This window comes from Bradyrhizobium manausense, assembly GCF_018131105.1.
In the GTDB taxonomy this organism is placed as follows: domain Bacteria; phylum Pseudomonadota; class Alphaproteobacteria; order Rhizobiales; family Xanthobacteraceae; genus Bradyrhizobium; species Bradyrhizobium manausense_B.
In genome coordinates this window covers 1-24,916 of the sequence record NZ_JAFCJI010000005.1, presented here as the reverse complement: position 1 = coordinate 24,916, position 24,916 = coordinate 1, and the positions used below count along the sequence as shown (strand labels likewise).

Annotated in this window: 22 protein-coding genes and 1 pseudogene; 8 read left to right on the top strand and 15 right to left on the bottom strand. The window is 64.0% G+C overall.

What is annotated here, in order from left to right:
* Positions 1 to 9: 9 nt before the first annotated feature.
* From JQ631_RS29215 to JQ631_RS29195, 5 genes and pseudogenes are all read right to left on the bottom strand, one after another.
* Positions 10 to 327, bottom strand: a complete 318-nt coding sequence (locus JQ631_RS29215; RefSeq protein ID WP_212332830.1) for an HPr family phosphocarrier protein — start codon at positions 325 to 327, stop codon at positions 10 to 12.
* The gene (locus JQ631_RS29210; RefSeq protein ID WP_007597752.1) at positions 324 to 725 is read right to left on the bottom strand and encodes a PTS sugar transporter subunit IIA; all 402 of its coding nucleotides are present in this window, start codon (positions 723 to 725) and stop codon (positions 324 to 326) included. The genes JQ631_RS29215 and JQ631_RS29210 overlap by 4 nt, the downstream gene beginning before the upstream one ends.
* Before the next feature lie 189 nt (positions 726 to 914).
* Positions 915 to 1,382: pseudogene (locus tag JQ631_RS29205) on the bottom strand (HPr kinase/phosphorylase).
* A gap of 11 nt (positions 1,383 to 1,393) precedes the next feature.
* Positions 1,394 to 3,184 carry a sensor histidine kinase gene (locus JQ631_RS29200; protein ID WP_212332828.1) on the bottom strand — a complete coding sequence of 597 codons (1,791 nt, stop codon included), beginning with the start codon at positions 3,182 to 3,184 and terminating at the stop codon, positions 1,394 to 1,396.
* Between the two features lie 115 nt (positions 3,185 to 3,299).
* On the bottom strand, positions 3,300 to 4,001 hold the full coding sequence (locus JQ631_RS29195) for a response regulator transcription factor (protein WP_027535781.1): 702 nt from the start codon (positions 3,999 to 4,001) through the stop codon (positions 3,300 to 3,302).
* A 240-nt stretch (positions 4,002 to 4,241) separates the two neighbouring features.
* Here JQ631_RS29195 and JQ631_RS29190 point away from each other — a divergent pair, with 240 nt between their 5' ends.
* From JQ631_RS29190 to JQ631_RS29180, 3 genes are all read left to right on the top strand, one after another.
* A complete protein-coding gene (locus JQ631_RS29190) occupies positions 4,242 to 4,976 on the top strand; it encodes a HugZ family pyridoxamine 5'-phosphate oxidase (protein WP_212332827.1) in 735 nt (244 codons plus the stop codon).
* A gap of 93 nt (positions 4,977 to 5,069) precedes the next feature.
* A complete protein-coding gene (locus JQ631_RS29185) occupies positions 5,070 to 7,664 on the top strand; it encodes a CHAT domain-containing tetratricopeptide repeat protein (RefSeq protein WP_212332825.1) in 2,595 nt (864 codons plus the stop codon).
* A gap of 280 nt (positions 7,665 to 7,944) precedes the next feature.
* On the top strand, positions 7,945 to 9,561 hold the full coding sequence (locus JQ631_RS29180; protein ID WP_212332824.1) for a phosphoenolpyruvate carboxykinase: 1,617 nt from the start codon (positions 7,945 to 7,947) through the stop codon (positions 9,559 to 9,561).
* A 230-nt stretch (positions 9,562 to 9,791) separates the two neighbouring features.
* Here the strand turns inward: JQ631_RS29180 and JQ631_RS29175 are convergent, their stop codons facing one another.
* Positions 9,792 to 10,607 carry an acyl-CoA thioesterase gene (locus JQ631_RS29175; protein WP_212332823.1) on the bottom strand — a complete coding sequence of 272 codons (816 nt, stop codon included), beginning with the start codon at positions 10,605 to 10,607 and terminating at the stop codon, positions 9,792 to 9,794.
* A 227-nt stretch (positions 10,608 to 10,834) separates the two neighbouring features.
* Positions 10,835 to 13,360 carry a glycogen/starch/alpha-glucan phosphorylase gene (locus JQ631_RS29170; RefSeq protein ID WP_212332822.1) on the bottom strand — a complete coding sequence of 842 codons (2,526 nt, stop codon included), beginning with the start codon at positions 13,358 to 13,360 and terminating at the stop codon, positions 10,835 to 10,837.
* Positions 13,361 to 13,568: 208 nt separating this feature from the next.
* Between JQ631_RS29170 and JQ631_RS29165 the strand changes: the two genes are divergently transcribed.
* Positions 13,569 to 13,808 carry a hypothetical protein gene (locus tag JQ631_RS29165; protein ID WP_212332821.1) on the top strand — a complete coding sequence of 80 codons (240 nt, stop codon included), beginning with the start codon at positions 13,569 to 13,571 and terminating at the stop codon, positions 13,806 to 13,808.
* Between the two features lie 71 nt (positions 13,809 to 13,879).
* Here the strand turns inward: JQ631_RS29165 and JQ631_RS29160 are convergent, their stop codons facing one another.
* Complete coding sequence (locus JQ631_RS29160; protein WP_212332820.1) at positions 13,880 to 14,170, bottom strand: GIY-YIG nuclease family protein; 291 nt, start codon at positions 14,168 to 14,170, stop codon at positions 13,880 to 13,882.
* A gap of 188 nt (positions 14,171 to 14,358) precedes the next feature.
* Here JQ631_RS29160 and JQ631_RS29155 point away from each other — a divergent pair, with 188 nt between their 5' ends.
* Positions 14,359 to 14,790 carry a hypothetical protein gene (locus tag JQ631_RS29155; protein WP_212332819.1) on the top strand — a complete coding sequence of 144 codons (432 nt, stop codon included), beginning with the start codon at positions 14,359 to 14,361 and terminating at the stop codon, positions 14,788 to 14,790.
* 40 nt (positions 14,791 to 14,830) lie between these two features.
* On the opposite strand, the gene JQ631_RS29150 is transcribed toward JQ631_RS29155, so the two are convergent.
* Both JQ631_RS29150 and pyrE read right to left on the bottom strand, forming a co-directional pair.
* The gene (locus JQ631_RS29150) at positions 14,831 to 15,604 is read right to left on the bottom strand and encodes a DUF2865 domain-containing protein (RefSeq protein WP_212333131.1); all 774 of its coding nucleotides are present in this window, start codon (positions 15,602 to 15,604) and stop codon (positions 14,831 to 14,833) included.
* Between the two features lie 175 nt (positions 15,605 to 15,779).
* A complete protein-coding gene (gene pyrE, locus JQ631_RS29145; protein WP_212332817.1) occupies positions 15,780 to 16,343 on the bottom strand; it encodes an orotate phosphoribosyltransferase in 564 nt (187 codons plus the stop codon).
* A gap of 174 nt (positions 16,344 to 16,517) precedes the next feature.
* Here pyrE and JQ631_RS29140 point away from each other — a divergent pair, with 174 nt between their 5' ends.
* Positions 16,518 to 17,144 carry a glutathione S-transferase family protein gene (locus JQ631_RS29140; RefSeq protein ID WP_212332815.1) on the top strand — a complete coding sequence of 209 codons (627 nt, stop codon included), beginning with the start codon at positions 16,518 to 16,520 and terminating at the stop codon, positions 17,142 to 17,144.
* 48 nt (positions 17,145 to 17,192) lie between these two features.
* Here the strand turns inward: JQ631_RS29140 and JQ631_RS29135 are convergent, their stop codons facing one another.
* The 4 genes from JQ631_RS29135 to JQ631_RS29120 all read right to left on the bottom strand — a co-directional run bounded on the left by JQ631_RS29135 (position 17,193) and on the right by JQ631_RS29120 (position 22,463).
* Positions 17,193 to 17,828 carry a LysE family translocator gene (locus JQ631_RS29135; protein ID WP_212332813.1) on the bottom strand — a complete coding sequence of 212 codons (636 nt, stop codon included), beginning with the start codon at positions 17,826 to 17,828 and terminating at the stop codon, positions 17,193 to 17,195.
* A gap of 91 nt (positions 17,829 to 17,919) precedes the next feature.
* Positions 17,920 to 18,459 carry an NADPH-dependent FMN reductase gene (locus tag JQ631_RS29130; protein ID WP_212332812.1) on the bottom strand — a complete coding sequence of 180 codons (540 nt, stop codon included), beginning with the start codon at positions 18,457 to 18,459 and terminating at the stop codon, positions 17,920 to 17,922.
* Between the two features lie 11 nt (positions 18,460 to 18,470).
* Positions 18,471 to 21,521: a DNA polymerase I gene (polA, locus tag JQ631_RS29125; protein ID WP_212332810.1), complete on the bottom strand. Its 3,051-nt coding sequence runs from the start codon at positions 21,519 to 21,521 to the stop codon at positions 18,471 to 18,473.
* A gap of 99 nt (positions 21,522 to 21,620) precedes the next feature.
* Positions 21,621 to 22,463 carry a LysR family transcriptional regulator gene (locus tag JQ631_RS29120; protein WP_212332809.1) on the bottom strand — a complete coding sequence of 281 codons (843 nt, stop codon included), beginning with the start codon at positions 22,461 to 22,463 and terminating at the stop codon, positions 21,621 to 21,623.
* Between the two features lie 97 nt (positions 22,464 to 22,560).
* On the opposite strand from JQ631_RS29120, the gene JQ631_RS29115 reads away from it, so the two are divergent.
* Positions 22,561 to 23,532 carry a quinone oxidoreductase family protein gene (locus JQ631_RS29115; RefSeq protein WP_212332807.1) on the top strand — a complete coding sequence of 324 codons (972 nt, stop codon included), beginning with the start codon at positions 22,561 to 22,563 and terminating at the stop codon, positions 23,530 to 23,532.
* A gap of 5 nt (positions 23,533 to 23,537) precedes the next feature.
* Here JQ631_RS29115 and JQ631_RS29110 read toward each other — a convergent pair whose 3' ends face one another.
* A complete protein-coding gene (locus tag JQ631_RS29110) occupies positions 23,538 to 24,608 on the bottom strand; it encodes an acyltransferase family protein (protein ID WP_212332805.1) in 1,071 nt (356 codons plus the stop codon).
* Positions 24,609 to 24,800: 192 nt separating this feature from the next.
* Here JQ631_RS29110 and JQ631_RS29105 point away from each other — a divergent pair.
* A partial coding sequence (locus JQ631_RS29105; protein ID WP_212332785.1) for an NAD-binding protein occupies positions 24,801 to 24,916 on the top strand: 116 nt, incomplete at its 3' end.

Below are 24,916 nucleotides of genomic sequence, written 5' to 3'. Positions count from 1 at the left end.
TCGCGGGGCCTAAACCCCTTCCTCGTTGAACTTGCTTTCAACGAGCTCGGTGATCGCCGCAAGCGCAGCCTCCGCATCCGCGCCGGCGGCCGCGACCGTGATGGTCGTGCCCGGTCCTGCCGCGAGCATCATCAGGCCCATGATCGAGGTGCCGCCGACGGTCTCGCCGCCGCGCGTCACCCACACCTGCGCGTCAAAGCGCTCGACGGCCTGGACGAACTTCGCCGAGGCGCGCGCATGCAGGCCGCGCTTGTTGATGATCAGGAGCTCTTTGGAAACCGCGCCCGCGGGCACGCCTGTCCCCGCTTGTGGCGCGTCGTCGCTCATTTGCCGGCGAGCACGCGGCTGGCGATGGTGACGTATTTGCGCCCGGCCTCCTGCGCCATTGCGATCGCGTCGGGGAGCGGACGCTCCTCGCGCACCTTGGCGAGCTTGACCAGCATGGGCAGGTTGATGCCCGCGAGCACTTCGACCTTGGGCCGGCTCATGCATGAGATCGCGAGGTTCGACGGTGTGCCGCCGAACATGTCGGTGAGAATCGCAACGCCGTCGCCCGAATCGACGCGGTTAACCGCTTCGATGATGTCGCTTCGGCAGAGATCGGAATCATCTTCAGCGCCGATCGTAATCGCTTCGATTTGCTTTTGTGGGCCCATGACATGTTCAAGCGCTGCCTTGAATTCGTCGGCAAGGCGCCCGTGGGTCACAAGTACTAGACCAATCATCGGAAAACTCCCGCGGGCGCTTTTGGTGCACCGCACGAACGCGCCACTTTGACCATCCAGAGCCCCCGCGCAAGGGGGGATGTTGCGCATCTCCCTGAATCTAGACGGATGGATAAGGGGAGCTGCGCCGGTCTACTCGGTCGCGAGTGTGGGGTTCATATGGTTACCAATTCCCTTCAAACAATCGCCTCACGGGTTAGCCGAAGGTTAACTCTTGGTAGTGGTCAAGGCCGCGACAACCAATGGGAGCGGCGAATAGTCACGGCTCACAGGGAAACGCGGTATTTCGACACCCAAAATGGTGGTTTTCAGGGCTTCCGGCGGCGGCAGGCGGTCGCCGTCGTCGGCGGCCAGGTCGACCACGAGACCGACCGTCGCATGCTCCACGAAGTCGCAGCGGCGAATTCCGAGCCCACGGATCTCGATCAACCCGGCCAGGAGCGGAGCGGGCCGGACTACAATTTCATCGCCGACTGTCGCCAGATGGACACGGTCGTCGCCGACCAGGACGGCGCTTTCGATCACGCCCGAGCGCCCCGCCATGATCAAATCGAACGCAAGGCGCGACTTGCCGGCGCCCGAAGGCCCGCGGATCAGCACCGCCCGGGATCCGACCTTGACCGCGGAGGCGTGAACGCTCGGCCCGCCTTCGTTCAAGCTGCCTTGGCTCATAGCGCCGGCAATCTCACCACGAAGCGCGCGCCGGCGACCGTCGGCGCCCCGTCCTCGTCGGCCGGACCGGCGCGATTCTCGGCCCAGATGCGCCCGCCATGGGCGTCGACGATCTGCTTGGAGATCGACAGGCCAAGGCCGGAATTCTGGCCAAAGCCCTGATGCGGCCGGTCGGTGTAGAAGCGCTCGAAAATCCGCTCCAGTGCATCGTCGCGGATGCCGGGGCCGTCGTCATCGACCACGATCTCGATCTCGCCGCGGACACGACGGCAGACCAGGCGCACCTTGCTGCCGGCTTCCGAGAAGGATTGCGCGTTGGAGAGCAGGTTGGAGACCACCTGCCCGAGCCGTGAATCATGGCCGGTGACAGCGAAGGTATCGCTCGCGTTGCGGCCCTCGAAGCGCGCCTCGACGGCGACGTCGTGGCCGAGCTTGGTTTCATTGGCGACCGAAACCAGCGTGCCGAGGAGTCGCCTGAGATCGACCGGCGTCGCATCCTGCCGTTGCAACTCGGCGTCGAGCCGGCTGGCGTCCGAGATGTCCGAAATCAACCGGTCGAGCCGCTTGACGTCGTGCTCGATCACCTCGAGCAGGCGGGCGCGGCTGTTCTCGTTGCGCGCCAGCGGCATCGTCTCGACCGCGGAGCGCAGCGAGGTCAACGGGTTCTTCAATTCGTGGGCGACGTCAGCGGCGAACATTTCGATCGCCTCGATCCGCTTGTAGAGCGCGCTGGTCATGTCGCGCAGCGCGCCGGAGAGATGACCGATCTCGTCTCGCCGGCGGGTGAAATCAGGAATCTCGACGCGGGTCTTGATGCGGCGGCGGACCCGCTCGGCGCTGTCGGCGAGCCGGCGCACCGGGCCCGCGATGGTGCTCGCAAGCAGCAGAGACAGCATGATCATGACCGCCGCGGCGACGCCGCCGACCCTCAGGATCGCGAGGCGCTCGGCCGTGACCATCTGATCGATTTCGTCGCCCTGGGTCGACAGCATCAGCGCGCCGTGGATGGCGCGGGCGCGCTGTACGGGGACTGCGACCGAGACGATTACCTCGCCGCGGGCATCAACCCGCACCATCGAGCGCTTCTGGCCTTGCAGCGCATCGGCCACCTCCGCATAGCCCTTGCCGTTCTCGCGTCCGAGTTCGCGATAGAGCGGCAGATCGCCGCGGTTCAGATAGGTCCGCACCGGGACCATGATGCGTTCGAAGAGGCCTGGCTTTTCCGACAGCGGCGGCAGTGGAAAGCCGCGCACGCTGTCGAGATCACGGCTGTCGAGCAGCACGCTCCCGTTGGGATCGAAAATCCGCGCACGGGTCTTGGTCGGCGAGATCAGGGTGCTCAACACCGGCGCCACGCGCTCGGGATTGATCGGAAAATCCAGCGAATCGTCCATTCCGCCGTAGCTCTCGCCCAGCTTCAGGTCGAGCAGCCGATCGGGGTCGACGGTGATCGCGTTGGTCTGCACCGTCGCCGACGCGCCGATGGCGCCGGCGATGATCTCGGCCTGCACCAGGAGGCTCTGCGCGCGGGCGTCGATCAGGCCGGCGCGGAATTGCGACAGATACAGGATGCTCGCGACCAGCGCGACGAGGCCGGCGAGATTGAGCGAGACGATGCGACGGGTCAGGCTGGAGAAGGACAGCGCAAAGAAGAATTGCCCGGCGCGCTTGAGCCAGTTCAGCGGCCCCCAGCCTTTCGCAACAGGCTTGTCCTCATGATCCGAGGCGCCGTGGGATGCAATGTCCTCGGCGTTCGAACTCGGATCAGGCTGCGTTCGGTCAAGCAATGCTTACGCCCGCGTTAGGACAGCTCGTGCGACGGTCCCCGCATCCTAGAGCATGCCCGGTTCTGATGGAATCAGAACCGGCGCAGCCCTCGTCTGTCGTGAAGGCGCGAGCGCCTCAGGCTTCCTTGAAGCGGTAGCCGACGCCGTAGAGCGTCTCGATCATCTCGAAATCGTTGTCGACCACCTTGAACTTCTTGCGCAGCCGCTTGATGTGGCTGTCGATGGTGCGGTCGTCGACATAGACCTGGTCGTCATAGGCGGCGTCCATCAGCGCGTTCCGGCTCTTGACCACGCCGGGCCGGGTCGCCAGCGCCTGGAGGATCAGGAATTCGGTGACCGTCAGCGTCACCGGCTCGTTCTTCCAGGTGCAGGTATGCCGTTCCGGATCCATGCGCAGCAGGCCGCGGTCGAGCGCCTTGGCGTCGTTCTCCTTCGGCGCCACGGTCGGATCCTTCGGCGCCGAGCGGCGTAGCACCGCCTTGACGCGTTCGACCAGAAGGCGTTGCGAGAACGGTTTGCGGATGAAATCGTCCGCGCCCATCTTGAGGCCGAACAGCTCGTCGATCTCTTCGTCCTTGGAGGTCAGGAAGATCACCGGCAGGTCGGACTTCTGCCTGAGGCGGCGCAGCGTCTCCATGCCGTCCATGCGCGGCATCTTGATGTCGAGGATGGCAAGATCGGGCTGGGTGGTGCGGAAGCCGTCAAGTGCGGAGGCGCCGTCGGTATAAGTCATGATGCGGTAGCCTTCGGCTTCCAGCGCGATCGAGACGGATGTGAGAATGTTGCGGTCGTCGTCGACCAAAGCGATTGTGGGCATGAGCCTCTGCTTTCTGCTTTCCGTTTGGGTCGTGGCTTAAACGGCGAGCAATCCACTGATGCGCCGCATACATGGGTGCCGAATTTGGCGTTCGAACCGTGTCACCGAGCAATGCAAGCTGGGCTGAAGTGTGACCAAGTTCCACGAAACGCGGCGGATTCGCCGCATATCGACCCATAACCGGGCTCGGGTTTACCCGAAAAAAGGCTCGCCTTGCAACCACCTGGACCGAGAAAGCCGATGCAACCGACCCCCGATTTCGCTCCCGAAAAGCTCGCCAAATCGCTGCTCAGGCGCTCGCGGCAGGGCGCGCTCGCAACCCTCATGCCTGATAGCGGCGATCCCTATTGTTCCCTGGTCAATTTGGCCAGCCACCCCGATGGTTCGCCGATCCTGCTGATCTCCCGATTGGCCGTCCACACCAGGAATATCCTTGGCGACGTCAGGGTCTCCCTGATGCTGGACGAGCGCGCCGCCGGCGATCCGCTCGAAGGCGCCCGGATCATGCTGTCCGGCCGGGCCGAGCAGGCCGGAAGTGAGAAAGATCTGCTTCAGCGGCGGTATCTCAATGCTCATCCGTCGGCGGAAGCCTTTGTCTCATTTAAGGATTTTTCCTTCTTCCGGATTCGCCCCACTGGAACCCATCTGGTGGCCGGCTTCGGCCGAATCGTCGATCTCAAGCCGGAGCAGTTCCTCACGGATCTCGGCGGAACAGAGGACCTGCTGGCTGCGGAGGAGGGCGCTGTCGAGCATATGAATGCCGACCACCGCGACGCCATGGGCCTTTATGCAACGAAGCTTCTGGGCGCTGCTGCAGGCGACTGGCGCTGCACCGGCTGCGACCCCGAGGGCCTCGACATGCAGGACGGCCAGACCGCGCTGCGGCTGGACTTTCCAGAGCGGGTCACGGATGGCACGGCGCTGCGCAAGATGCTGGTCCGCCTGGCAGGCGAGGCGCGGGCCAAGTCCGGCTAGAAGTCCGCGCGGACCAACTGCGGCCCATTGAACGTCGCCTCCCATCGCCGCGACCCAAGATCGTGATCGGTCCGAGGTCGGCAGCGAGGATTCATGGCACGTCGTCGTTTGGCATGGGTCGCAGGCCTGGCGCTCGCGATCACGGCATCGCTGGCCACGCCGGGCCTTGCCCAGAAAGGCGATCTCTCCGGTCAAAGCACGCGGATCAATGCGCTCAGAACCGCCGGGAAATATGCCGAAGCGTTGCCTTTGGCGCAGGCCATGGTGGCCTCGCTCGAGAAGTCCAATAACAACCGCGATCTCGCTGCGGCGCTCAACAACCTCGCGCAGATCTATGCCGACCAGGGGCACGACGATCAGGCCGAGCCGATCTACAAGCGCGCCATCGCGTTGATGGAGAAGGGGACCGGCCTCGACAGCGTCGAGATCGCACCGGTGCTGAACAATCTCGCCGCGCTCGATCAGCGGCAGGGCCGCTTCACGGATGCCGAGCCGCTGTTCAGGCGAGCGCTGGCCATTCGCGAAAGGACGCTGTCGCGCGAGCATCCCGATGTCGGCCAGTCTCTCAACAATCTCGCCACGCTCTATGTGAAGCAGGAACGTCTCGCAGAGGCCGAGCCGTTGTTCCAGCGCGCGCTCGCGATCTTTCAAAAAGTTGGCGGTCCCGAGCATCCGGCGGTCGCGACGCTGCTGAACAATCTTGGCCAGCTCTATCGCGATCTCGGCCGTGATGCCGATGCCGAAGCGCCGATCAAGCGTTCGCTCGCCATCCGTGAGAAGGCGCTGGGAGCGGATCATCCCGACGTCGCGCGCTCGCTCAACAATCTCGCCGGCCTCTACGAGCATCAGCAGCGTTATGCCGATGCCGAGCCGCTCTATCGCCGCGCGCTCGCCATCCGCGAGCGTGCGCTTGGGCCCGATCATCCCGATGTCGCGACATCGACCGGCAATCTCGCCTATTTTCTCCATGTGGCCGGGCGAACTGCGGACGCGCTGCCGCTCGCGGAAAAGACACTCGCGGGCGGTCGCGCGCAGCTGCGTATCGTGCTTCCAATCCTGTTTGCGGCGCGCCAGCAATCGCTGCTGCCGCAAGACAAGGCGCTGGACGAGGCGCTCGCTGCAATCCAGCGCGGCACGCAATCCTCCGCGGCATCGGCGGTGAACAAGCTCGCCGTGCGGCTTGCCGCCGGCAGCGACCGGCTCGCCGAGCTGGTGCGCAAGGACCAGGATCTGGCAGCTGAGTCTGAGGCTCTCGACAAGGCGATTATCACGGCTGTGTCGAAGCCGTCGGCGCAACGCGATCTCGGCTCCGAGCAGCGCAGCCGCGCGCGGATCGCGGTTATCGCAAGCGAGCGCACCGGATTGCAGAAGACGCTCGCCGTCGAGTTTCCCGACTACGCCTCGCTCTCCAATCCGCTGCCTCTGACGGTCAGGGACGTTCAGCCCCTGCTGTCGGCCGACGAAGCCATGGTGCTCTACGCGGTCGTCGACAAGCGCAGCTATGTCATCGCGATCACGCGGGAGGGAGCCGACTGGAAGGAGATTCCGCTTGGCGCCGATGCACTGGCGCAGAAGGTCACATCTTTCCGCAGAGGTCTCGATGTCGGCAAGGCGCGCGATGGCTCGGGCAAATCGGGCTTGTTTGACCTCGCGCTCGCCAACGAGCTCTATGTGACGCTGCTCGGCCCGGTCGAGGCGCTGACCAGGGACAAGCGCAGCCTGCTCACGGTGCCGTCGGGCGCGCTGACCGCGCTGCCGTTTCATCTGCTCGTCACGGAGCGCCCGCAGGCTGCGATCCCTGATACACTCGAAGGCTACCGCAGCGCCGCCTGGCTGCTGCGGCGTCAGGCTGTCTCGGTGCTGCCGTCGGTGGTCAGCCTGAAATCCTTGCGCGCTTTTGCGCGCAAGGACGAGGGCGTCAAGCCGATGACCGGCTTTGGCGATCCCGTGTTCAATCCCGCTGAGGGCGGTGCGCCCGACCGTCGCGCAGCGCGCGGCAAGATTGCCGCACGCAGCATCGTGACATCAGCGTATACCGATTTCTGGCGCGGCGCGGGCGTCGACCGCGCACGGCTTGCGCAGGCGCTGCCGCAGCTTCCGGATACTGCGGATGAGCTGAGCGCCGTGGCGAAAGATGTCGGTGCGGCGGAGGGCGACATCCATCTCGGCCGCGATGCCAGCGAAGCGACGCTCAAGCGCGCACCGCTTGCTCAATACAGCATCATCTACTTTGCGACACACGGTCTCGTCGCCGGCGATATCAAGGGTGTGGGCGAGCCGTCGCTCGCGCTGTCGATTCCCGATCAGCCGTCAGAGCTCGACGACGGTTTGCTCACGGCGAGCGAGGTTGCGCAGCTCAAGCTCAATGCGGATTGGGTCGTATTGTCGGCCTGCAACACGATCGCCGGCGACAAGCCCGGCGCCGAGGCCTTGTCGGGACTGGCGCGCGCCTTCTTCTATGCCGGCGCACGCGCGTTGCTGGTTTCGCATTGGGCCGTGGATTCGGAAGCTGCCACCCGCTTGACCACTTCGACTTTCGACCTGCTCAAAAACGAACCGGGAATCGGCAGAGCCGAAGCTTTACGGCGCGCGATGTTAACATACGTTGATGACACATCGTCGCCCCGCAATGCCTACCCTGCGATGTGGGGCCCGTTCGCGCTCATCGGCGAGGGTGCGGTACGATAGACGGTGTCGCATTTGTGCGACGCAAAACACCCGATAACGCTGAAAAACGCATTTGGTTGCGCGATCATTCACGATTTTCAATGCGCGTGTTCAAAGCCGACATGCGTGACGTTTGGCGCGGTCCTTGAATAAACCAATTCCTGCGGGATCAGCTTGGCAACGCCAGCGTTCACCATTATTAGGTCGTCCAGCCGAGGCCGGACGGCCTGCAATTCACGGTGACTGCGATGGCGACAGAGCTTAGTCGCGCCATGTGTCGCGGGTTCTAGGAGGATTTTTCGTGCAAGAGACGGGCGTGCGCAACGGTGCCTTCGGCGCCGACAAATTCGGCTTAAGGAATCTCAAACAGGTTCACTGGAACCTCGGCGCGCCGCAACTCTATCAATACTCGCTCTCCGCGGGTGAAGCGGTGCTGTCGGCTGACGGCTCGCTCTGCGCTGATACCGGCGAGTTCACCGGCCGCAGCCCGAAGGACAAGTTCACGGTGCGCGACGCGACCACCGACAAGAAGATGTGGTGGGCCGGCAACCAGTCGATCACCGCAGAACAGTTCGAGACGCTCTATCAGGATTTCCTCAAGCACGCTGAAGGCAAGAGCCTGTTTGCACAGGACCTCTACGGTGGTGCCGATCCGGCTTACCGGATCAAGACCCGGGTCTTCACCGAGCTTGCCTGGCACTCGCTGTTCATCCGCACGCTGCTGATCCGCCCAGAGGCCGTCGAACTGTCGAGCTTCACGCCCGAGCTCACCATCATCGACATGCCGAGCTTCCGCGCCGATCCGAAGCGTCATGGCTGCAGGTCGGAGAACGTCGTCGCGATCGACTTCGCCCGCAAGATCGTGCTGATCGGCGGCTCCTATTATGCCGGCGAGATGAAGAAGTCGGTCTTCACCACGCTGAACTATTATCTGCCCGAGCGCGGCGTGATGCCGATGCACTGCTCGGCCAATGTCGGCGCCAACGGCGATACCGCGATCTTCTTTGGCTTGTCCGGCACCGGCAAGACCACGCTGTCGGCCGATCCCAATCGCACACTGATCGGTGACGACGAGCACGGCTGGGGTCCGAACGGCGTGTTCAACTTTGAAGGCGGCTGCTACGCCAAGTGCATCAAGCTCTCGCAGGAAGCCGAGCCCGAGATCTATGCGGCCTCGACCCGCTTCGGCGCGGTGCTCGAGAACTGCGTGCTCGACGAAGACACCCGAATCGTCGATTTCGACAACGGCTCCAAGACCGAGAACACGCGTTCGGCCTATCCGCTCGATTTCATCCCGAACGCTTCGCGTACCGGCCGCGCGCCGCAGCCGAAGAACGTGGTCATGCTCGCCGCCGATGCCTTCGGCGTGCTGCCGCCGATCGCGAAGCTGTCGCCGGCACAGGCGATGTACCACTTCCTCTCCGGCTACACCGCCAAGGTGGCCGGCACCGAACGCGGTCTCGGCAACGAGCCGCAGCCGGAATTCTCGACCTGCTTCGGCTCGCCCTTCCTGCCGCTTGACCCCAGCGTCTACGGCAACATGCTGCGCGACCTGATCGCCCAGCACAATGTCGACTGCTGGCTGGTCAACACCGGCTGGACCGGCGGCAAGTTCGGCACCGGCTCGCGCATGCCGATCAAGGTCACGCGCGCGCTGCTCACCGCCGCGCTCGACGGCTCGCTTCGCAACGTCGAATTCCGCACCGACAAGTATTTCGGCTTCGCCGTCCCGACCGCGCTGCCGGGCGTGCCGAGCGAGATCCTCAACCCTGTCAACACCTGGAAGGACAAGGACGAGTTCGACAAGACCGCACGTCGTCTGGTCGGCATGTTCCAGAAGAACTTTGCCAAGTTCGAAGCCCAGGTCGACGCAGAAGTGCGCGCCGCTGCGCCGGACGTGAAGCTCGCGGCGGAGTAGCCTTCGCCTCGTTCGAATGCAAAGGGCGGCCGTGAGGCCGCCCTTTTTGTTTGTGCGTCGCTCTGACTGAGCACTCAGCGTCGTCCCGGCGCAGGCCGGGACCCATACCGCGTGATCTATCGAGGGAGCGCGGTGCGAGTGCCGAGGAAGAAGATCACTGCCAATCTTCGCCAAACCGCTCCCTGTGGTTATGGGTCCCGGCCTTCGCCGGGACGACGTTGGGGAGAGACCTACGCCTTGAAATAAGCGATCTGCGTCGTCGTCGCGAGCAGTCGTCCGTTCGGCGACCACAGCTCGGCGTTCTGGTCGGCGTAGCTCTTGTGCATGATCTTCGAATCGGCCGTCGCGAGCACGCGCGTGACGTCCTCGGCCGCGAGCTCGTCGCTGTCGGTATGGAAATACGTCGTCAGCGACACCGTGCCGAACGGCACCAGTTCGCGCCTGGCATGGAAGATGCGGCCGAAGAAGGCATCCGACATCGACATCAGCGACGGCATGTCGATCCTGCGTGGCTCGCGATCGCTGATCCAGAGTTTTGAATAGGTGCTCGCGAGCTCCGCCTGCGGCGGACCGAGCCGCATCTCACCCTCGACGAAGCGGAATTCATACTGGTTGGCCCAGGACGCCTGGATCTTCGGAAACGGCAGCGTTTGTTCGAACGGCTTTGCATCGGGATATTGCGCTACCCTGTGCTCCCAGGACGGCCGGCGCTCGGCGAATACGGCGGTGGCGAGCGTCGCGACCTCGCCGCCGCCCTGCGACAGTTCGACGCTCCAGTGCTGGCTGGAGCGGTTGGCCTTCACCAGGCGGATATCGAGATCGAACGGACCCTTGGCGATCGGTGCGCAATAATTGACGGTGAGCGCCAGCGGATCGCCGGCGCGTTGCGGATGCTCGATCAGCGCGCGCAAAATGGTTGCGGCGGTCGCGCCCCCGAACGGGCCGACGAAGGCCCAGTAATCGTCGCTGGTGTGCCCCTGCCAACTGGAGTCGCCGGCGGTGATGCGGGTGGCGTCGTCGAAGGGGTGCGGGAGCTTGGCGTGCATTTTCGTCCTCGGTGTCTTCCCAACCGTCATTGCGAGCGCAGCGAAGCAATCCAGACTGCCGCCGCGGAAAAGAACCTGGATTGCTTCGCTGCGCTCGCAATGACGGCGTTTGAGGTCGCGGCGCGCCCGTCTAGCTGACGCGCTTTGGGGATGACGACAGTCATATCATCATCCGCCATGCGAGACGCAATGACCTCGCAGGTAAGTCGATTTCACGCCGCGGAAAATCAGATCGCGGCGTCGCGCAGGTCTTCAGCCTGTTGGAACGGTGGTGTGATCGGATTCACCGGCACGTTCCAGATCTCCTCGGCATATTCGCGGATGGTGCGGTCGGATGAAAACCACGCCATGCGCGCGACATTGAGGATGGAGGCACGGGTCCAGGCCGGTATCACCTGCCAGCGTGCGTCGACCGCGCGCTGGGCCTCGTAGTAGGAATCGAAATCGGCGCTGACCATGTAATGATCGAGATGACGCAGCGCGTGCGCGATGGATTCGAAGCGGCCGGGATCGCCGGGCGAGAACTCGCCGGTGCTGATCGCGTTGATGGCGCGCTGGAGCTTTGGCGAGTTGCGGATCACGTCGGAAGCATCCAGTCCCTGCTTGCGGCGGATCATCACGTCGCCGGCCTCCATGCCGAAGATCGCGATGTTCTCCGCGCCGACCTGGTCGCGGATCTCGATATTGGCGCCGTCGAGCGTGCCGATCGTGATCGCACCGTTGAGCGCCAGCTTCATGTTGCCGGTGCCGGACGCTTCCATGCCGGCGGTCGAGATCTGCTCGGACAAATCCGCCGCGGGAATGATCACTTCGGCAAGACTGACATTGTAGTCGGGCAGGAAGACGACCTTGAGCTTGCCGTCGATCGCAGGATCGTTGTTGACGACCTCGGCGACGTCGTTGATCAGCTTGATGATCAATTTGGCGTAGCGATAGCTCGCCGCAGCCTTGCCGGCAAAAATCTTGACCCGCGGCACCCAATTGCCGTTGGGGTCGTCCTTGATCGACTGGTACAGCGCGACTGTCTCGATGATGTTGAGCAGCTGGCGCTTGTATTCGTGGATGCGCTTGATCTGCACGTCGAACAGGGCGGTGGGGTCGACCTTGATGCCGAGCCGTTCGCCGATCAGGCGTGCCAGTGCTGTCTTGTTGTGAAGCTTGACGCTGCGGAATTTCTTCTGGAATTCGACGTCGCTGGCGCGCGCCTCGATCAACGAGAGCTGAGTCGGATCGTCGAGCACGGCCTCGCCGCAGGTCTCGCGCAGCAGATCGGTCAGCTTCGGGTTCGCCAGCATCAACCAGCGGCGGAAGGTGATGCCGTTGGTCTTGTTGGTGATGCGGCCGGGATAGAGATGATTGAGATCGTGGAATACGGTCTCGCGCATCAGATCCGAATGCATCGCCGAGACGCCGTTGATGCGGTGCGAGCCGACGAAGGCGAGCTGGCCCATGCGGACGCGGCGGCCGCTCTTCTCGTCGATCAGCGAGACCGAGGCACGGAAATCGATGTCGCCGGGGGCGCGCGCTTCGGCGAGCGCGAGGTGCTGGACATTGATGCGGTAGATGATTTCGAGATGGCGCGGCAGCAGCTTCTCGAACAGTTCGACCGGCCAGGTCTCGAGGGCCTCCGGCAGCAGCGTGTGGTTGGTGTAGGAAAGGGTGGCGACCGTGATCTTCCACGCCTCGTCCCAGCGGAAATTGTGAAGGTCGACGAGAATGCGCATCAGTTCGGTGACGGCGAGGCTCGGATGGGTATCGTTGAGCTGCACCGCGACCTTGGACGACAGGCTGCGCAGCTGGCCGTCGGAGGCGAGATGCCGCTTGATCAGATCCTGGAGCGAGGCCGAGACGAAGAAATATTCCTGGCGCAGGCGCAGTTCGCGGCCCGCCGGGCTCTCGTCGTTCGGGTAGAGGAATTTGCAGATCGCCTCCGCGCGCGACTGCTCGGCGCTGGCGCTGACATAGTCGCCCATGTTGAAGGCGTCGAGCTTGAGCGGATCGGGCGAGCGCGCCGACCATAGCCGCAGCGCATTGACGTGCTGGCCGCGCCAGCCGACGATCGGCGTGTCATAGGCGATCGCCTGCACGGTCTCGCTCGCGTGCCAGATCGCGCGGTCGCGGCCCTTGTCGTCGACATGCTCGACCCCGCCGCCGAAATTGACGTCGTAGATCACCTCGGGGCGCTGCAGTTCCCAGGGATTGCCGAAGCCGAGCCATTCGTCCGGATATTCCTGCTGCCAGCCCTGATTGATGATCTGTCGGAACAGGCCGTAATCATAGCGGATGCCATAGCCGATCGCGGGGATCTGCAGCGTCGCCATGCTTTCCATGAAGCAGGCGGCGAGACGGCCGAGACCGCCGTTGCCGAGCGCCGCGTCCGGCTCGCACTTGCGCAGCTCAGGCAGCGACACGCCGAGATCGCCGAGCGCGACCTCGAAGATCTTCAAGAGCCCCATGTTGTTGAGCGCGTCGGTGAAGAGGCGGCCGATCAGGAATTCGAGCGAGAGATAATAGACGCGCTTGCGGCCTGCGTCGTAGCTGCGCTTCTCGGCCGACAGCCAGCGATGCACGATGCGGTCGCGCAGCGCCAGCGCTGCGGCCTGGTACCAGTCGTGTTTGGTCGCCATGCCCGCGTCCTTGCCGATGGCAAGGCGCAGCTTCGCCAGGATCGCGCCCTTGATCTCCGACAGCGCAAGTTCGTCGATCGGCTGACCGGGGGCGGGAGAATTTGGCTGGAACGATTGATCTTGCAAGGCCGTCACTTCCTGGTCGACAGAAACACCACTAAACCCTACGCGTCTTGCCTCTGCACCGGAACCATTGCTGGCGCGGCCGTGCACTGCGCTGGCGCAAAATTATGCAAGGAACGGGCCGGTTTGGGAACCCGGAGCAGCACGGAGGAACGCCGATTTGGTGCTACATTGAGCACAAATTCGGCCATCACTGTGGAGGAGACGGCTCATGAAATCGCTGATGCGAGTGCTGATCGAAATCGCCACCGCCGCCCTGCTCGTCGTCTGCATCACCGCCCCCAGCGCCGCCTTTGCCGCCGGCAAGCGCAGCGCCGATGGGCTCAGCTGCGCCGTCTCGCTCCCGCAAAGCGCAACACCGGCACAGCGCTGCGCCGCCATCAAGCGCCAATGCGGCGGCAAGTTTTACGCGAGCGCGTGCGGGGATAAGCTGATGTCGGCGGTGAATTGAGGCCGTTGGAGCGAAGCAAACTTTCGCCGTATCGTCGTCCTGGCGAAAGCCAGGACCCATTACCCCGACTGTCAAATCAGGCCCGACCGATCATTCCAATCAGGATTTTCCTGCTCGATCAGCTTGATCTTCCAGTCGCGCTTCCAGAACTTTAATTGCTTCTCGCGCGCGATCGCCTCTTGCGGCGTCGTAAACGCTTCGATGTGAACGAGGCGGAAGATTTTGTACTTCTGCACGAACTTGGAGCCGCGACCCGAACGGTGCAACTCGAGTCGTGCTCGGATGTCGTTGGTGACGCCAATGTACAGCGTGCCGTGATGACGGCTCGCCAGGATGTAAACGAAGTAGCTGCTCGCGCTCATGCTCAAGGTCGCAAAGCCAACGCTGACCGGGGTAATGGGTCCTGGCTTTCGCCGGGACGACGATCTCAAAATCGGTTGCTTATCACTGGAACAAATTAAGAACACTTTAGCAAGTCTTTGATATATCATTGTGATTCGGCATGTTGCCGACACAATATCTAGCGTCTGTCAGACTTTGCGAGGACTACATGTCCACCATTGCCTTCGATCAATTTGCCCTCACGCGGATCGCCGATTTCGCGCGATCGCTGTCGCGGCTGCATCAGGCGGCGCGGCGCTACGCCGTTGACGACGACCAGTTCGACCGCGAGTTCAACGCGGTGTGCCAGTCAATCTGGGGCTACACCATCGACGATATCAGCGATGATCTGTTCGCTGCCGAAGATCACCATTTCCTCGACACGCTGGACGAAGCGCATGCGCGCATCTTCGCAGCCGAGCAGGGCTATGACCTGGTCAGCGAGACCGGCATGCTGACCGACTGGTGGGGCTTTTGCTGGATGATCCTGGCCGAGAAGCGCGGCCTGCTCACGCCGGACAACCGCGCCGCTGCGCGCGCGGCGATCGAGGAGAAATATCTGGCGGCGCCGAACGTGATCGGGGTGATCATCGGGCGGTGACGCAACATCCTCGCGGTGGCGGCGTGGTTAGAGTTGCGCCTTAATCCAATCCCGCCCGCTTCGCCGATTTCGCCGACGTATTCGGCAAGGTCGTCACGTCAGGCAACGTCTCGCGCACGATCTCGGCTGAGGGCGCATCGGCCGCCACCGTCTCTGCGCGCACCGGGGCCACCTTCATTTCACCGAGCCGCGCGCGGACCTGCGCGGTGAGGCCGGGATAGGAGGCGACGGGCGTGAACTCTGCGGTCTGCTCCTGGCCAAGTCGGACGCCGGTATAGGCAACCAAGCCGTCGGTGGTGGCGATGACGTCACCGGCCTTCAGCGAACCGTCGAGCGTCAAATCGACCGGCGCGAGGCCGGCCGGCTCGCGGCCGTTGCAGGTGCAGTCCGCGCGCAGCGCCTTGCGGTAGGCGAACGCGTTCTCGCTGTCGGCGTAGCGCTCGCCGGACTGGCTATAGGCGCCGTCGATCGAGGAGCCGAAATACACCTTCGTCGTGCTGGCAGGGCAGAAAGACTGACACATCTGCGCCGGCGAGGCGAGGCCGCGCATCAGCGGAAAATATTTGCCGTCACAGCTGCGCACGCAGAAGGCCGGGCCGGAGCCGCCAGCCGCAGCCGAGCGCGTCGGCGGCACGTATTGCGGCTGGCCGCTCTGACTGGCGAAGGGATCGACGAAGGGGCTCGCCTGCTGCGGCACGTCGCGCTGAGGGCGTTGCTGCTGCAGCCCGCCGAAGAAGAAGTCGAACAGGCCTTCGGCTGAAACCGGGGCAGGAGCCGCAAGCAGCGAGCTTGCGAGAGTGGCGGCCACAAGCATCGCGCGACGCCGCCGGCGCGCATGGGACACAATCGTACGCAACGCTTACTCCACCCGACGCTACTGATCCGGCCGGGACCATCAGGTCTCAGCACATGATTCACCATAAAGCCGGATGGTAAATGAGGGGTTGAGGGCAGGCGGATGCTGCGCGGGCCCCCCGCAGCGAAAGCCGTTACGCCTTCAGGAATTCCGACGCCTTGTACAGCGAGCGGAACGGCAGCCCGGCGGCGCCGAACGTGTCGGTGGCGCCTTCCTCGCGGTCGACCATGGTCAGCACCAGCACGACCTCGGCGCCCATCTCGCGCACGGATTCCACGGCCTTCATCGCCGAACCGCCTGTCGTGGTGACGTCCTCGACGATCACGACGCGCTTGCCGTCCAGCGTCTCGCCCCTTGGCAAACCTTCGATCGCGAGCTTGGCGCCATGTTCCTTCGGCTTCTTGCGCACGAAGAACGCTGCGATCGGATGGCCCTTGATCCAGGAGATCTGCGCCAGCGCACCCGCCAGCGGCACCGCGCCCATCTCGAGCCCGCCGATGAAATCGAGATTGTCGTCCTTCAGCGTCTCGTAAGTGAGCTCGGCGAGCAGCGTCGCGCCCTCGGGGTCCAGCATGGTCGGCTTCAGGTTGAAATAGAAATCGCTCTTGCGGCCCGAGGCGAGCGTCACCTCACCCCGGCCGAAGGAGCGGCGGCGGATGATTTCGAACAGGCGGGCGCGGGAGGCAGATTTCGACACGGTGGTCCCTCGGGAGCGTTTTTGAGAGGTGGCGGAATTTATCCGCGACCGCCGCGACATTCCAGAGGGGGCGACCCCCGTCAACAGGGATCGGCCATCCCGCTCCGCCGGTTGTGGGGGTGCAACTTTCTGAGGTAGGTGGATGCCGGAGATTTCGGGGAAGGAAACCGGTCAATGACCATCGAGCTGCACACTTGGAACACACCAAACGGCCGCAAAATCTCGGTCGCGCTGGAGGAAATGGGCCTGCCCTACAAGGTGGTCCCGGTGAACATCACCAAGGGCGAGCAGATGGCGCCGGGGTTCCTCAAGCTCTCTCCGAACAACAAGATCCCTGCGATCCTCGACCCCGAGGGCCCCGACGGCAAGCCGGTCAGCATCTTTGAATCAGGCGCGATCCTGCTCTATCTCGGCGAGAAGACCGGAAAATTCCTGCCGAAATCGCTTGCAGGCCGCATCCCCGTCTACGAGTGGCTGATGTGGCAGATGGGCGGCTTCGGGCCGATGCCGGGCCAGGTCCACCATTTCATCGCGCTCGAGAACGAGCAGGACCGCGCCTACGGCCTGAAGCGGTACATGGCGGAGACGCGCCGGCTCTACGGCGTGCTGGACCGTCGCCTCGCCGACCACGACTTCGTCGCCGGCGATCTCTCGGTCGCCGATTTCGCGATTCTCGGCTGGGCCTGGCGCCATCCTCGCCACAAGGTCGATCTCGCCGACTTCCCCAACGTCAAGCGCTGGTACGACGCGCTGATGGCCCGCCCGGCGGTGAAGCGCGGCATGGACGCGAAGCTGGATTGAGGGGGGACGCGCCACCTTCTCCCGCAAGGGGAGAAGGAAAAAGGACGATCACACCTTCCGCGCTTCGACCGCCATCCGCACTGCAAGCCCGGCCAGAACGGTGCCCATCAGCCAGCGCTGCACCAGCATCCAGCTTGGCCGGCTCGCCAGAAACAGCGCGATCGATCCGGCCCCAAGTGCGATGATCGCGTTGACGCTGACGCTGAGCGCGATCTGGATCGCGCCGAGCGCCACCGACTGCGTCAGCACGCTGCCGGCGGCCGGATCAATGAATTGCGGCAGCAGCGCCAGATACAGCATCGCGATCTTCGGATTGAGCAGATTGGTCACGAGCCCCATCGCGAACAATTTGCGCGGGCTGTCGACCGCGAGCTTTTTCACCTGGAACGGCGAGCGCCCGCCGGGCTTCACTGCCTGCCAGGCGAGCCAGAGCATGTAGCCGGCACCGGCAAAGCGCAGTGCGTCATAGGCAAAGGGAATCGCGAGCAGCAGTGCCGTAATGCCGAAGGCCGCGCACAGCATGTAGAACACGAACCCGAGCGCGACGCCGCCGAGCGAGACGATGCCCGCCGCCGGCCCCTGCGTGATCGAGCGCGAGATCAGATAGATCATGTTCGGCCCGGGCGTGAGCACGAGACCGAGGCAGACGAGGGCGAAGGCGAGCAAGGCGGAGGTGTGGGGCATGATCGAACCGGTGCGGGAGATGCGCCGGTTCTAATATGCGCGGCGCCGTGGGGCCATCGCGCAATTGCACGGAGGACAATTCAATCTGGTCCTAGACGTCAGCCTGCACGGTGCGGATAAACGCAGCGAAACGCTCCATCGCCAGCCGTAACGAATCCGCGAGAGCAGGATCGGCGGCGATGCTGTGTTCGTCCCAGGCGCCGCCGAGCAGCGGCAGCGTCACGCAGGCCTCCGTGGCGAGCCGTGCCGACATCGTCTCCAGCGTCAGCGTCAGGGCGGCCAGCGCGTGCGTGGCGCGCGGCGACGTGTTGATCAGCGCGACGGGCTTGTCGGGGAATTCCTGGCTGCCCACCAGCCAGTCGAGCGCGTTCTTCAATACGCCCGCGACGCCGCGGGCATATTCGGGGCTCGAGATCAGAAGGCCATCGACGCTTCCGATGAGTTCGCGCATCGCGCCAACCGACGCAGGCACGTCATCGCCATCAAGATCCGGATTGAAGAAAGGCAGATTCCCAATCCCTCCGAACAGGATCACCTCGACACCATTTGGCGCGAGCCGTGCGGCTGCGCGCAGGACCGCGGTGTTGCTCGAACCCGCGCGCAGGCTGCCGGAGATGGCGACGATCTTCACCAGGATAGCCGTCAGTGCGCCTCGTCCCAGTTCGTCGCGGCACGTGCGTCGACGTGCAGCGGCACCGACAGCAGCACGGCCGGGAACGGCGCGTCCTGCATGACGTGCTGAACGACGGGAAGGGTCTTCTCGACCTCCGCGTCGGGCACCTCGAAGATCAATTCGTCATGCACCTGGAGCAGCATCTGCGCCGAGAGCTTCTTGGCGGCGAGCGCATCCTCGACGCGCGTCATGGCGCGGCGGATGATATCGGCGGCGGTACCTTGCAGGCGCGCATTGATCGAGGCGCGTTCGTTGAAGGCGCGCACCGAGGCGTTGGAAGCCTTGATGTCAGGATAGTACATCTTGCGGCCGAACAGCGTCGTCACATAGCCGTTCTTGCGGCAGAATTCCTTCGTCTCGTCCATGTAGGCACGGATGCCGGGGAAGCGCTCAAAATACTTCTTAATGTAGGCCGAGGCCTCCTCGCGCGCGATGCCGAGCTGGTTGGCGAGGCCGAACGCCGAGATGCCGTAGATGATGCCGAAATTGATCGCCTTGGCGCGGCGGCGGATTTCGCTCGGCATGCCCTTGATCGGCACGCCGAACATTTCCGAAGCGGTCATCGCGTGAATGTCGAGGCCGTCCTTGAATGCCTGCTTCAGCACGGGAATGTCGGCGATTTCGGCCAGCAACCGCAGCTCGATCTGCGAATAGTCGGCAGAGACCAGCTTGTGCCCCGGCGTCGCGATGAAGGCGCGGCGGATCTTTCTGCCGTCTTCGGTGCGAACAGGGATGTTCTGCAAATTGGGCTCGTTCGACGACAGCCGACCCGTCGTGGTCGCGGCCAGCGCGTAGGTCGTGTGCACGCGATGGGTCTGTGGATTGACGTAGGTCGGCAGTGCATCGGTGTAGGTGGATTTCAGCTTCGAGACCTGGCGCCATTCCAGAATCTTGCGCGGAAAATCGTGGCCCTGCTCGGCGAGCTCGTCGAGCACCTGCGCGGTGGTCGACCACGCGCCGGTCTTGGTCTTGGTGCCGCCCGATAGTCCCATCTTGCCGAACAGGATGTCGCCGATCTGCTTCGGGCTACCGACATTGACGGGCTCGCCCGCGATCTCCTGGATCTCGGCCTCGACGCGCGCCGCGGTCTGGGCGAAGTCGCCGGAGAGACGCGACAGCACCTGGCGGTCGATCGAGATGCCGCGCCGCTCCATGCGCGCGAGCACGGAGACCAGCGGCCGCTCCAGCGTCTCGTAGACGGCGGTCATGTGCTCGGCGACGAGGCGCGGCTTCAGCACGCGCCAGACGCGCAAGGCCATGTCGGCGCTTTCCGCCGACAGCGGGACGGACTTGTCGATGGGCACCTGGTCGAAGGTGATCTTGCCCTTGCCGCTGCCGAGCAGCTCGTTCTCCTTCAGCATGGCGTGGCCGAACCAGCGCTCGGACAGCGAGTCCAGCTCATGCGAGCCACGGCCGGCGTCGAGCACGTAGGAGATCAGCTTTGCATCGTCGGCGTTGCGCAAGGTGATGCCGTGCTGCGCCAGCATCACGGCGGCGAATTTGACGTCGAAGCCGATCTTGAGAATGCCTGCCGATTCCAGCACCGGCCGCAGCGCGTCGATGGCGTCGGAGTGCTTGACCTGATCCGGCGCGAGGCCGGCGTCGAACAGGCCGGCACCGCCGCCGGACTGCTTGTGCGCCAGCGGCATGTAGCAGGCCTCGTTCGGCGCCAGCGCCAGCGAGACACCGCAGAGATCGGCCTGCATGGGGTCGATGGAGTTGGCCTTGATCTCGATCGCGACATGGCCGGCATCGTGGATGCGCGCGATGAAGGCGTTGAGCTCTTTCAGCGACTTGATCGCCTGGTACTTGCTGCGATCGACCGGAAGCTTGCGCAGCGCCTCCTCGCGCGTTGCCGCGAGCGAGGTCGGCGCGCCCTTGGGGCTTGCCGATTTGTCGCCCTTGTCGCCGCCGGTGGCGGTAGCAGGGCGCGCAGCGAACAGGTCGCCGGACGCCTCGGACGATGTCGCCTTCGCGGCAGCGCCGCCGCCTCTGGCCCCGCTGCTGTTGCTCGCATCGGCATCGACATTGGAGGGATCGATCTGCGAATAATCGGCGACCCGGCGCGTCAGCGTGGTGAATTCCATCGCCTTCAGGAAGGCGATCAGCTTGCGCGCGTCGGGCTCGTGGACGGCGAGGTCGTCGAGCGGCACCTCGAGGTCGACCTTGTCGTCGAGCAGCACGAGCTGGCGAGAGATCCGCGCCTTCTCGGCATTCTCGATCAGCGCCTCGCGGCGCTTCGGCTGCTTGATCTCGGTGGCGCGGAACAGGAGTTGCTCGAGGTCGCCATATTCGACGATCAACTGCGCGGCGGTCTTGATGCCGATGCCGGGCACGCCGGGCACGTTGTCGGTGGAATCGCCGGCTAAGGCCTGCACCTCGACCACCTTCTCCGGCGGCACGCCGAACTTTTCGATCACCTCGGGGATGCCGATGCGGCGATCCTTCATGGTGTCGTACATCACGATCTTGTCGTTCACGAGCTGCATCAGGTCCTTGTCCGAGGACACGATGGTCGTGGTGGCGCCGCGCTCGCAGGCCTGCCGCGCATAGGTCGCGATGAGGTCGTCGGCCTCGAAGCCGCCTTGCTCGAGGCAGGGCAGGTCGAAGGCGCGCACCGCCTCACGGATCAGCGCGAATTGTGGAATGAGATCGTCTGGCGCCGGCGGCCGGTGGGCCTTGTACTCGGAATAGATCTTGTTGCGGAACGTCACTTCCGACTTGTCGAACACGATCGCCAGATGGGTCGGCCGGTTGTCGGCGGGCATGTCGCGCAACAGCTTCCACAGCATGTTGCAGAAGCCGAGCACCGCGTTGACCTGCAGGCCGTCGGACTTGCGGTTCAGCGGCGGCAGGGCGTGATAGGCGCGGAAGATGTAGCCGGAACCGTCGACCAGGAAAATGTGGTCGCCCTTGCCGGCCGTCTTTGCCGCAACCGGTTTGGCAGCAGCTGTCGCAGCGGGCTTGGTGTCAGCTTTGGCGGAGGTCTTCGGGGATGTGCTTTGGGAGCTTTTGGGCATGGCCGCAATGTATGAATTTTTGCGGCAAAAGACAGCCTCGGCAGGCTGCAATTTTGCGACTCGCACAGGCAAATCACGGCGCCGGCGAGGATCCTGAGTTCAGGACAGGCAGCCTTCGATGAAGCTTGCCACCGCGCGCACGGCGGGCGTGCGGCGCAGGTCGCGATGGAGAACCAGCCAGACTTCGCGTCCGACAGGCCGTCCGCCGACATCATGGCGCTCCAGCCGCGGATCGGTCTCGCCAAGGAATTTTGGCAAGGCTGCCAGCCCAATTCCGGTCCTGGCCGCTGCGGCCTGGTTCTCCAGATCATTGGTGCGAAGCACGATCTCGCGCGGGCCGGCGAAGCGCATCAGCCATCGCTGCTGGGGAGCCTCATCCATGCTGGAATCGTAGGCGACGAACGTAAAGGCATGCGGGGCTGTCGCCTTAAGATAGTCGGGCGAAGCATAGAGAGCGAACTCGAAATAGCCGATCTTGCGCGCGATCAGCCCCGGCTCCGTCGGACGAGACAAGCGAAGCGCCAGATCGGCCTCGCGGCGATTGAGCGAGGCGGTGCGCTTTTCGCCGATCAGCTTGATCGTGATGCCGGGATGCTGTCGTCGCAACCGGATCAGGTTCGGCGCAATCAGGAGGTTGGCGAGTGAAGGTGGGGCGCTGATCGTGATCTCGCCGCCGAATTCGGACTTTGAGGCCTGTGCGGCGCGCTCCACCGCAAACGCCGTCTCTGCCATTGGCGCTCCGATCTTGGCGATGCGCTTGCCGTCCTCGGTGAGTTCGTAGCTGCGCGGCCTGCGGTCCACGAGCTTGAGCGACATGGATTCTTCCAGCGCGGCGACGCGGCGGGCCACCGTCACATGATCGACGTTGAGACTCCTTGCCGCGGCGGACAGGGTGCCCTCGCGTGCGAGCGCCAGGAAATGCTGCAGATCGGTCCAGTCCATCTGTGCGAATTCTCACAACAAGATCTCGATTATGAGCAGTTTCGCAGATTTTCGGACCAATCCATAGTTTCTTCCGTCATCAACTGGAGAATTCGACATGACCGTGATCGTGAGACTGAAGGCGCCCGGTGGTGCAGACCAGCTCGAACTGGCGAGCGTCGATCTGCAGCCGCCGGGCCGGGGCGAAATCCGGCTGCGGCAGACCGCGATCGGCGTCAATTCCATCGACATCTATCACCGCATGGGTCTCTACCCGCTTCCGCCGGAGCGAATTCCCGGCGTCGAGGCGGTGGGCATCGTGACGGCGCTGGGTGCGGAGGTGACCGGCCTCGCGGTCGGGGACCGCATCGCCTATGCGGGCGCGCCGGTTGGCGCCTATGCTTCCGAACGCAACCTGCCGGCCTGGCGGGCCGTCAAACTTCCGTCCAGCCTGCCGGATGAGGCGGTCGCCGCAGCCTTCGTCAAGGGCATCACAGCCGACATGCTGCTCAATCGCGTTTTCCCGGTTGTCCCTGGCACGGCGGTTCTCGTCCATAGCGCCGCAGGAGGGCTCGGACAGCTTCTCACACGCTGGGCCAGCGCTGTCGGTGCGGTCGTGATCGGGACGGTCGGTTCGCCGGCGAAAGCCGAAATCGCCCGTGCCGCGGGCGCGTCTCACGTGATCGTCGGGCGGGACGCCGATTTCGGCGCAACCGTCGCCGATCTCACTGCGGGACGCGGCGTCGATGTCGCGTATGACGGCGTCGGCGGGACGACGTTGCAGAAGACGCTTGGCTGCGTGCGGCCATTCGGCGTCGTGGCGAGCATCGGTCAATCGGCCGGGCCGATCCCTTCAGTCGATGTCAACGATCTCGGGCCGCGACGCAGCCTGATGTTGGCGCGGCCGAGCGTCATGGCCCATATGAACGATGCCGATGCGTATCGCCGTTCTGCCGAGCGCGTGCTTGCCGCGATGGCCGATGGCGTGCTGCAGGTCAGCGGGAAAGCCTACTATCTGCGGGAGGCTGCGCTGGCGCAGGCCGATCTCGAAGCGGGGCGCACGACGGGAGCCTTGTATTTGCGACCCTGAGCGGTCTATTCCGCCGCCTGCAAGACCGGCCCCGCCTTATTCGGCGCGATCCAGAACGTCTTCGGCCGCTCGAACAGGAAGTCGGCGCGCAGTCGCAGCGCAGCCTGCCAGATCGCGAGCGATCCGAGCACGCCGACGATGGTGACGATCAACGACACCGTGCCGATGTCAGGAATGATGCCGGTGCGCAGCAACAGCGTCCGCGTCGTCGCCATCGGCAGGAAGAAGGCGAGATAGATCACGATCGAATGCTCGCCGCAGAAGCGGAAGAAATTCAGCCAATGCGTCCGCGCAAGCAGCGTGCCGATCGTGATGATCGCGCATGCGCCTGCAAAGCCGAGCATGAGTGAGACGAATTTCCATTCGCTGACGCCAAGCCAGACGAGACCGGCATCGACCAGCGCCCATGCCGCGAGCGCCACAAGCGCCAGCGCGGGATGGCTGCGCGCGCGATCCGACAGGGCGAACACGTAAGGCGCAAACAGATAGCCCGAATAGAAATAGACGAAGCGCGCGCAGAACTCGTCGATCGCGGTCCAGCCGGTCGAGATACGCGCGGTCTCCAGCGCGGCCGCGACGAGCCAGATCGCCGGCGCGGGGATTCGTCGTGTCAGTTTTGTGACGACGAAGAAGATCGGCAACAGATAGATGAACCAGAGCGTACCGAACGGCTCGATGAAGGATTCGAGATACAAGAGGCCGACCTCGCGCCAGCCGGATTCGGCCGCGAAAGCAGGCGCCTTGAAGCCGAACTGGATTGTCACCCAGACGACATAAAAATAGGCGAAATGCACCACCTTGCGGTCGAGATAGGTTCGCCAGTCCCGATCGATCACCAGTGGCAGGAACAAGCCCGAAATCAGAAAGAAATCCGGCATCCGGAACGGCTTCGCAAAGGCCACCACGACATGCATGAAACCGGTCTCGCCGGCGGCGAGCTCGACCCCCAGCACCGAATGCATCATCACCACCATGACGATGCAGATGCCCTTGGCGTAATCGACCCAATCGACGCGCGCGGCAGCGGAGGCTTTGGGAAGCCCTCCACTCGCAGCCGATGTGCCTGATGGTGTCATGTGTCTCTTTTCGAGGCGTGTTCCGCCCGCTCCTGTGCGGGCGTGGGGCAGTGTGGCCCTCAGTGGTTTCCGACTTCTTTACCGGTACAAATCGCGTGCCGGTTTCCGACCTCGGGCCCTTCCTTCCCGACGGGAAAATGCTAAACCGCCCCGGATTGGGGTTTCGTTAACCAAGCTAGAACAGGGATTTTCATGCGAATCGCGATGATCGGCACGGGCTACGTCGGACTGGTGTCCGGAGCCTGCTTTGCGGATTTCGGTCACGACGTCACCTGCGTCGACAAGGACGACAAGAAGATTGCAGCGCT

What these genes read in the sequence shown, in the direction of transcription:
- polA (WP_212332810.1), bottom strand. Translation starts at nt 21,521, where the DNA reads ATGCCCAAAAGCTCCCAAAGCACATCCCCGAAGACCTCCGCCAAAGCT.
- JQ631_RS29150 (WP_212333131.1), bottom strand. Translation starts at nt 15,604, where the DNA reads ATGCTTGTGGCCGCCACTCTCGCAAGCTCGCTGCTTGCGGCTCCTGCC.
- JQ631_RS29135 (WP_212332813.1), bottom strand. Translation starts at nt 17,828, where the DNA reads ATGCCCCACACCTCCGCCTTGCTCGCCTTCGCCCTCGTCTGCCTCGGT.
- JQ631_RS29160 (WP_212332820.1), bottom strand. Translation starts at nt 14,170, where the DNA reads ATGAGCGCGAGCAGCTACTTCGTTTACATCCTGGCGAGCCGTCATCAC.
- JQ631_RS29195 (WP_027535781.1), bottom strand. Translation starts at nt 4,001, where the DNA reads ATGCCCACAATCGCTTTGGTCGACGACGACCGCAACATTCTCACATCC.
- JQ631_RS29120 (WP_212332809.1), bottom strand. Translation starts at nt 22,463, where the DNA reads ATGGACTGGACCGATCTGCAGCATTTCCTGGCGCTCGCACGCGAGGGC.
- JQ631_RS29115 (WP_212332807.1), top strand. Translation starts at nt 22,561, where the DNA reads ATGACCGTGATCGTGAGACTGAAGGCGCCCGGTGGTGCAGACCAGCTC.
- JQ631_RS29175 (WP_212332823.1), bottom strand. Translation starts at nt 10,607, where the DNA reads ATGCACGCCAAGCTCCCGCACCCCTTCGACGACGCCACCCGCATCACC.
- JQ631_RS29210 (WP_007597752.1), bottom strand. Translation starts at nt 725, where the DNA reads ATGATTGGTCTAGTACTTGTGACCCACGGGCGCCTTGCCGACGAATTC.
- JQ631_RS29190 (WP_212332827.1), top strand. Translation starts at nt 4,242, where the DNA reads ATGCAACCGACCCCCGATTTCGCTCCCGAAAAGCTCGCCAAATCGCTG.
- JQ631_RS29155 (WP_212332819.1), top strand. Translation starts at nt 14,359, where the DNA reads ATGTCCACCATTGCCTTCGATCAATTTGCCCTCACGCGGATCGCCGAT.
- JQ631_RS29110 (WP_212332805.1), bottom strand. Translation starts at nt 24,608, where the DNA reads ATGACACCATCAGGCACATCGGCTGCGAGTGGAGGGCTTCCCAAAGCC.
- JQ631_RS29165 (WP_212332821.1), top strand. Translation starts at nt 13,569, where the DNA reads ATGAAATCGCTGATGCGAGTGCTGATCGAAATCGCCACCGCCGCCCTG.
- JQ631_RS29140 (WP_212332815.1), top strand. Translation starts at nt 16,518, where the DNA reads ATGACCATCGAGCTGCACACTTGGAACACACCAAACGGCCGCAAAATC.
- JQ631_RS29215 (WP_212332830.1), bottom strand. Translation starts at nt 327, where the DNA reads ATGAGCGACGACGCGCCACAAGCGGGGACAGGCGTGCCCGCGGGCGCG.
- JQ631_RS29185 (WP_212332825.1), top strand. Translation starts at nt 5,070, where the DNA reads ATGGCACGTCGTCGTTTGGCATGGGTCGCAGGCCTGGCGCTCGCGATC.